9 protein-coding genes are annotated in these 7,838 nt (G+C 30.7%); 6 read left to right on the top strand and 3 right to left on the bottom strand.

The window, feature by feature from the left end:
• Window positions 1-55 precede the first annotated feature (55 nt).
• Entirely contained in the window at window positions 56-1,054 is a 999-nt protein-coding gene (gene pta, locus ACR0QS_RS08730) for a phosphate acetyltransferase (RefSeq protein ID WP_432633054.1), read from the top strand.
• 115 nt (window positions 1,055-1,169) lie between these two features.
• Here the strand turns inward: pta and ACR0QS_RS08735 are convergent, their stop codons facing one another.
• Window positions 1,170-2,624, bottom strand: a complete 1,455-nt coding sequence (locus ACR0QS_RS08735; protein WP_432633061.1) for a hypothetical protein — start codon at window positions 2,622-2,624, stop codon at window positions 1,170-1,172.
• Window positions 2,625-2,635: 11 nt separating this feature from the next.
• A complete protein-coding gene (gene ptsP / locus ACR0QS_RS08740; RefSeq protein ID WP_432633055.1) occupies window positions 2,636-4,411 on the bottom strand; it encodes a phosphoenolpyruvate--protein phosphotransferase in 1,776 nt (591 codons plus the stop codon).
• Window positions 4,412-4,585: 174 nt separating this feature from the next.
• On the opposite strand from ptsP, the gene rplU reads away from it, so the two are divergent.
• Genes rplU through ACR0QS_RS08765 form a run of 5 tightly spaced genes read left to right on the top strand, consistent with a single transcriptional unit; the run spans window position 4,586 to window position 6,590 of the window.
• Window positions 4,586-4,897: a 50S ribosomal protein L21 gene (gene rplU, locus ACR0QS_RS08745; protein ID WP_432633056.1), complete on the top strand. Its 312-nt coding sequence runs from the start codon at window positions 4,586-4,588 to the stop codon at window positions 4,895-4,897.
• Window positions 4,898-4,901: 4 nt separating this feature from the next.
• A complete protein-coding gene (locus ACR0QS_RS08750; protein ID WP_432633057.1) occupies window positions 4,902-5,246 on the top strand; it encodes a ribosomal-processing cysteine protease Prp in 345 nt (114 codons plus the stop codon).
• A 1-nt stretch (window position 5,247) separates the two neighbouring features.
• A complete protein-coding gene (gene rpmA, locus ACR0QS_RS08755) occupies window positions 5,248-5,502 on the top strand; it encodes a 50S ribosomal protein L27 (RefSeq protein ID WP_021959592.1) in 255 nt (84 codons plus the stop codon).
• A gap of 36 nt (window positions 5,503-5,538) precedes the next feature.
• Window positions 5,539-6,396, top strand: coding sequence for a selenide, water dikinase SelD (selD, locus tag ACR0QS_RS08760; RefSeq protein ID WP_432633058.1), 858 nt, complete (start codon window positions 5,539-5,541; stop codon window positions 6,394-6,396).
• Between the two features lie 29 nt (window positions 6,397-6,425).
• Window positions 6,426-6,590, top strand: a complete 165-nt coding sequence (locus tag ACR0QS_RS08765; RefSeq protein WP_432633059.1) for an AIR synthase-related protein — start codon at window positions 6,426-6,428, stop codon at window positions 6,588-6,590.
• A gap of 12 nt (window positions 6,591-6,602) precedes the next feature.
• Here ACR0QS_RS08765 and ACR0QS_RS08770 read toward each other — a convergent pair.
• Window positions 6,603-7,838 (bottom strand): hypothetical protein (locus tag ACR0QS_RS08770; protein WP_432633060.1); only part of this gene is annotated, 1,236 nt, incomplete at its 5' end.

Raw genomic sequence — 7,838 nt, forward strand, 5'->3', positions numbered from 1 at the left:
ATATAATTTTTATAGTAAAATATTGGCATTATTAAAATTTTAATAGGGGTTTATTATGGCATCTTTCATGGATAATTTAAGAGAAAAAGCGAAAGCTAATCCAAAAACTATAGTTCTTGCCGAAGGTTATGACGAAAGGCATGTTAAGGCGGCGGTTATACTTAAAAAAGAAAAACTCGCTAAAAGCGTCATACTTTTGGGAGATAAGGCAAAAATCGAATCTTTGGCAAAAGAAAATTCTTTAGAGATTGACGATTTTGCAAAAATATTCGACCCGAAAACCGAATATAAAACCGAAAGCTATATCGAATTGCTTTTCAAGGCGAGAGAAAAAAAAGGAATGACTAAAGACCAGGCTAAAGAGTTAATAGTTTACAATTCCGTTTATACGGGAGCCGCTATTCTTGCCGACAACGGAGCGGACGGAATGGTTGGAGGAGCGGTTTACGCGACGGGCGAAATGTTGAGAGCGGCTTTATTTTTGATAGGATTAAAAAAAGGAATCAAAACGCTTTCAAGCACTTTCTTTATTGAAAGTCCGGATAAAGCTTTATTCGATGACGGCATGGCATGTTTTGCGGACTGCGCGGTTATACCCGACCCTACAGCCGAACAATTGGCGGATATAGCGGAATCGACTGCGGAATCTTTCAAAACTATGACGGGAAAAGACCCGAGAGTGGCTTTGCTTTCTTTTTCTACAAAAGGCTCGGCTCAGCATGAATCGGTTGATAAAGTTTTGGAAGCTAAAAAGATTTTGGAATCTCGAAATCTTAATTTTGTTTTTGACGGAGAATTGCAATTTGACGCGGCGATAGTTCCTAAAGTCGGCGAACAAAAAGCACCTAATTCAAAAATAAAAGGAAATGCGAATGTTCTTATATTCCCTAATTTGAACGCGGGAAATATAGGATATAAAATAGCGCAAAGAGTAGGAAAATGCACGGCTATAGGACCTATGCTTCAAGGAATCGCAAAACCAGCGAACGATTTATCACGAGGATGTTCCGCTCAAGATATCGCTGATTTGGCGGTTTTGACTTCGCTACAATGATACAATAATTTAGAAAGTTGATAATAGTTTTTTTAACATTTTTTCAAAATCCTGGTAAAGCCTTATAAGAAATTATAGGGCTTTATTTTTTTAATCAAATTTTTTAAATCAAATTTTAATCTACGCTGTATTCCGCTTCACTGTCTCCGCTAATAACGAATCTGTAAGGATTTGACGGCATTATTTTAATCAAATAATTATAAAGCAAAGTGGAACTATGAAGAGTCGAATTGTTAGTATTATAATAAAAATATTTCGGATAATTCAAAACATAATCGTAATAAGGATTATTTTTGGAACTCACAAGCTCGCCGATTTTATTATTTACTTTCCATAAAAAATAAACGGATTTGTCTGTAAAATAATTCGTTTCCGCCTGACTCAAAACATAAGAAAAATAATCCGCCGATTTCAAATAATCGTAATTCTTATAATTATTCATTGCCGATTTATAACTTTCAAAAACTTCTTCAATATTATTCAAATTATTCGTCATATATCTTAAATAGCTCCATCCGATTATCGGACCGTAATAAGTGTCGTATCGCACTAAAGCCCAGTCTTCCCTCTCTCTGTCTCGCGCGTTATATACATTCGTTTTATTTAATACTTTGACAAAATCGTAATTATTTAATTTAAATAATTCGTTTTCCCTTCCTTCGATTGCGGGAATTCTGTCTCTTATTATTATTCCGTTTCCTATGACATAATAATCTTCTTCAAAAGCTGGTTTTATTTTTTCTATTCTTTCTCTCACAGTTTTAACCGTATTATCGTAATCCGATTTTTCTCTTTGTGTTAGTTCAAAAGGCAAAGATTCTGGAAAATATGATTTATTATTTAAAATACTTTCCTGCAGGATGCTCGTTCTGTATCTGTCGGAAAATCTTCTTAAATAATTTACATTCGTTATAAAACTTTCTTTATCTTCTTTTGAATTAATATTTTTAAATCTATGCCTAATACTGAAATAATAAGCAAAATCTTTTAATGGAAATACGCTTTCGCTGTCTTGCACTATTCTATCGAAAACATAACCGTTGAAAGAATAAGCGCCGTTTCTCTCTATTATTCCCATTTGGCTATAAATATTTTTTAAAGCGTTCGACTGATTTGTGGCGTCAACCTCGCTATTTTCTTCACCTTCGACAATTCCTTCCGTTATTAATTTTTTATAAAATTCTTCGACATATAAAGGATTATTTTCTATCATAAAAATCAAAGCCTGCCCCAAAAGATATGAAGCCTCGCTTTCGTAATAACTTGATGGATAAGTGAATAAAAATCTTGCCAAAGTTTCAAAACCGTCTTTATAATTTGAAGAGAGTATTTCGTTTCTGCCTTTTAAGAAAGTGTTTATTTCGTTATATGGGGTTTGCGCTTTTTCCTGCTGCGTTTTCGGAAGTGATTTTAAAAAATCGCTTAAAGCTCCGTAATCTTCCGTTTTTTCTATGGTTCTTAATTTTTGCATTTCGTCTATAGAATCTTTTACTTTGCAGGAAATTAAAGACAAAATTATAAATAATATAATAATCAAATAATTTTTTTTCGTTATATTTTTTTTATGCATATTTTTAGACATCAATTTATACCTTCGTAAATTTTTATATTTATTCTATTTCTAAAACTATTTAAAATCGATTTTGAAAAATTATTGTCTTTTTTATCGAGCATTGAGTTTACCAAATCTTCGCATTCTTTAATAGAAATCGCTCTAATAGTATTTTTTACTTTGGCTATAGAAGTAACCGACATCGACAATTCTCTTATTCCGAGTCCGAGCAAAACGGGAGTATATAATGCGACTCCTCCCATCTCTCCGCATAAAGTTATTCTTTTATTCGCTTTATTTGTGGAATCTATTATATGTTTCAACATTCTCAAAACCGATATATCTATAGGATTATATAAATCGCTTAATTTTTCGTTCGTTCTGTCGCAAGCCATCATATATTGAACCAAATCGTTCGAGCCGATAGAAATAAAATCCGCTTCTTTAACTATCAAATCTATAATAACCGCAGCCGAAGGAGTTTCTATCAAAGCGCCGACTTTTATATTTTCGTTAAATCCCACATTTTCTTTTTTTAATTCCAATTTTATTTCTTCAATAATTTTTTTTGTTTCGGTAATTTCTTCCAAAACGCTTATCATTGGAATCATTATTTCAATATCTCCGAAAGCGGAAGCTCTCAAAAGCGCCTTTAACTGCTCTTTAAATACATTTTTATTTGAAAGGCAGAATCTTATCGCCCGCCATCCCAAAAACGGATTATCTTCTTTTTTGAAATCCATCAAACCCAAAGCTGGAGACATTTTATCTCCGCCAATATCCAAAGTTCTTATAATCACTTTTCCTTTCATTTTTGAAGCGATATTTTTATAAACTTTAAATTGAACTTCTTCGCTTGGGAAAAAAGAATTCTCTTCGTCATTGACATCCGAAAAAATATATAAAAATTCCGTTCGGTATAAACCGATAGAATCTATTCCGTATTTTAATAAACTTTCCGTTTCTTCGGGAATATCAATATTCGCGTTTACTTTTATCTCGACTCCGTCTTTTGTTATCGCTTTTTCACGCGCGTCAATTATCGACTGTTCTTTATATTTTTTTATATTTTCCGTTAGTATCGTATAATTTTCTATATCTTTTTTATTCGGATTAATTATAACTATATTGCTTTTGCAGTCGACAATTATTTTTTTCCCGTTTTTGATTTTATTTGAAATATCCGCCACATTAAATATTGTCGATATTCCGAAAGATTTTGCAAGTATCGATGCATGCGAAGTGAAGCCTCCGCTTTCCACTATAAAACCGCTAACTCCTATTGCGTTAAATTTCAAAACATCGCTCGGAGTCAAAGTTTTTGATATAACTATGCAGTCTTTTGGAATTTTATTAGAATCTTCCGAATTGGAACGAATCAAATTTTTTATCACTCTCGATTTTATATCGATAATATCGCTCGCTCTTTCCGATAAAGTTTTGTCGCTAAAAGCCGAAAGTTTATCCAAATACTCGGAAACTATAGAATCGTAAATATGTTCTATATTAAATAATTTTTCTTTCGCTTCGTTTTTAACCTGTTCGATAATCACTTTATCTTTAAGCATCAAAATATGCATTGACAAAATATTTTTTATATTATTATCCGCATATTTTTGCATATCTTCGATTTCTTTTATTGATTTTTCTATGGCAAAATCGAGTCTTCTATATTCTTCTTCGATGTCTTCTTTTTCTATTTTATATTTTGGCGTGTTTATGGAATCTATATGCAAAAAAGATTTCCCAATAGACACATAATCGCCTACTCCCTGTCCGTTTAATATGGTTCTTTTATCTCGCATGGACGCTCCGAGCTAATATAATTTATTTATCGTTTTGAAAATTATACTATAAATGGCAATATTTTCAATATTTACCGCTTGACAAAATTATATTATTATAGTATAGTTTGTGCCTATATAAATGATAATTAAAAAATAATTAATTATAAAATAAATTAAACGGAGTAAACGACAATGTATGCAATAGTAGAAGTTAAAGGAAAACAATATAAAGTGGAAAAAGGACAAAATATATTAATAGAATATTTGGGAGAAGACGCGAAGGAATCGCCTGAAATTAAAACTCTTTTATTAAAGAAAGACGATGAATCCGTTGTCGTTGGAACTCCTTATGTCGAAAATGTAAAAGTTAATTCAAAAATAGTCGAAAGTTTGAAAGGCGATAAAGTTGTAATTGGAAAACATAAAAGAAGAAAAGACTATAGAAGAAAAACGGGACATAGACATAAATATCATAAAATAACTATTGAAGATATAATAGTTTGATTTTATGGCTTCGTTGGTTAGCGTTCGTTACAACTCTGAAGGAATTATTGAATATATTTCGGTTGACGGACATGCTGGAATAAAAAAAATCGGCGAAGGTTATGAGGTTTGTATCGCTTTAAGTTCTATTACTCAAGCGATGCAAAGGGCTTTAATTAGCAAAGTGGGGAAAAAACATTTAATTTGTAAAATAGAAAACGCTAATTTGAGTTTAAGATTGAAAGATTTTGATAAACTTGAAGAAGGCAAAAAACAAGAATATAAAATAGTAAGCGAAGGATATTTGATAGGAATAAAAGAATTGATAAAAGAATATCCCGATTACATAAAATACAAAGAGGAGAGATAAAATGGCTCATAAAAAAGGCGGCGGAAGCTCAAAAAACGGACGAGATAGTCAATCCAAAAGACTTGGAGTTAAAGTTTACGGCGGACAGAAAGTTATTTCTGGAAATATAATAGTGAGGCAGAGAGGAACTCAATTCCATGTCGGTAAAAATGTCGATATAGGAAGAGACCACACTATATTTGCAACCGCTTCTGGAACCGTAAAATTCTATACGAATAAATTCGGCAAAAAAGCTATAAGCGTAATTGCTGAATAAAATTTTTGATTTTTAAATTATAATCATAAAATTATCATGGAAAATAAAGATAATATAGAATTACTATCATGCGCTTTGGAAGGAGGCTGTTCGGCTAAAATTCCTCCCGATTTGCTTGAAAAAACTTTGCTCCCAATATTAAAAGCAAAAACCGATTCAAATCTTTTATCGGATATTGATATTGGAGACGATGCGGGAGTTTATAAAATTTCCGAAGATAACGCGATAATATTTACGGTTGATTTTTTCCCTCCCGTAGTCGCAGAACCTTATTCTTTCGGACAAATAGCGGCTTGCAATTCGATAAGCGATATTTATGCGATGGGCGGAGAACCTAAATTAGCTTTGAATATAACGATGTTTCCAAAAGAAGATTCTTTAAATATACTCGCTAATATTTTAAAAGGCGGACAGGATAAAGCGACTGAAGCGGGAGTATTAGTAGTTGGAGGACATACGATAACTGACGCTACGGTAAAATACGGAATGGCAGTCATAGGTTTTGCAAATCCTAATCAAATAACCACTAATTCAAAAGCAAAAGACGGAGATATTATAATTCTTACTAAACCTTTGGGAACGGGATGCTCTTTGGCGGCTATGAGAAACGGACTCATTAAAGAAAAAGAGACTGAAGATGTTTTTGAATCTATGAAAACTTTAAATAATAAAGCATGCAAAATAATGAATAAATATAATGTAAAATCTGCTACCGATATAACAGGCTTCGGATTACTCGGGCATGCTTATAAAATGGCTGTTTCAAGTGATGTTTGTATAGAAATAAATTCTTCAAAATTGCCTTTATTCAATAAATCTTACGAAGTTATTGATATGGGCTGCATACCAGGAGCGGCTTTTACAAATATGCGATATGTCGGGATAATATTTTAACTGACGAAAATGTAGATTATAATTTAAAAATGCTTTCTTTTGACCCTCAAACTTCGGGCGGATTATTTATATGCGCTGATAAAAATAACGCCGAAAATATGCTTGCAGATTTATGGCGAGACGGAGTCGATAACGCTTCGATAATCGGAAGAGTGTGCAAGAGAGATAAAGAATATATAAGATTAATCAAATAAATTTACTTTATTTTAATATTTAGAAGCTGTAGATATAATATCATTATCAAGTGGAATATTTATAATAATATTTGATTTTTTTATTGTATCAAATATTTCCGAGCAAAATATATCAACTTCTTTTTTATCATAATCTGTTATATATTCCTCATGACCATGTGCTATGGGATTCCTTGCAATTATGCACTTATTAAATTTATATTCCCAATTAGAGAACTTATCATTATTGAAATATTTAGAAAAAATATTATGCCAACATTCTGTTATGATTTTACAACTATCGGATAATGACATTACATCAAAATATGTGCCATCTATATTAAATTTCTTTTTATTGTCTTTAATAAAATATCCATATCTATTAATATCCCTTTTATCTATACCCTTTACTTTTAATAATAAATTTGATTGTATGGATAATATATTATTTCCACCTATTTTATAATTTTTTATAAGAGATATCATTTCATTATTAATAATGCTCTTAATTTTCTTCTCAAGCTCTATGATATTATCCCAAATATTAATATTAATAGTATATGTATATAAAAAATTTGTAAAATATTTAGATATTAAAATTAGTTCTCCATTTTCCTCTCGTAAATACCCAAGATTTATAAGTTCTTCTTTATCGCTTTTAGTAACACCTATATTTGGACCTATTATAAATGGTATAATTCTTTTTAAATCTCCATCTCTTTCTAATTGTTTTATGCAATCTCTATAATAGTCATTAATCGCATTACATTTATCAAGAAATATATCATCAATTGAAAATTCATTATTTAAATTATTTTTATCTTTTTTTGCTGTTTCTATTATATAATATCCAAGTATTGATAATAAAAATGGAGCATTTCCAGCGTAATATATTATTTTTTCTCTTTGTTCTTCGGTTAATTTTATATTTAGTTTATCGAATTTACTAAAGTAAATATTCATATCTTCTTTATCAAATCCTTTAAAATATATAGGGTCTAATACCCCATGAAAAGTAGAACCTTGGTATGTGGTTTCTTCTATCATATATAGACTTCTTCTTGATATAGTAACAGCAGAAACATTATACCTACTATCTGAAAAAATAGTTCTAAATAATTCAAAATGTTTTGTTTCACCATTAAAAATTAATCTAGCATTATCAAATTCATCCATTATTAGTATAGTCTTTACATTTATATCAGATAAGTATCCAAATATACTTTTAATGGTTCTATTTAATTTTATCCATGGTATATTATCATCTTC

Origin of the sequence: Brachyspira sp. (assembly GCF_050873525.1) — a bacterium.
Classification (GTDB): domain Bacteria; phylum Spirochaetota; class Brachyspiria; order Brachyspirales; family Brachyspiraceae; genus Brachyspira.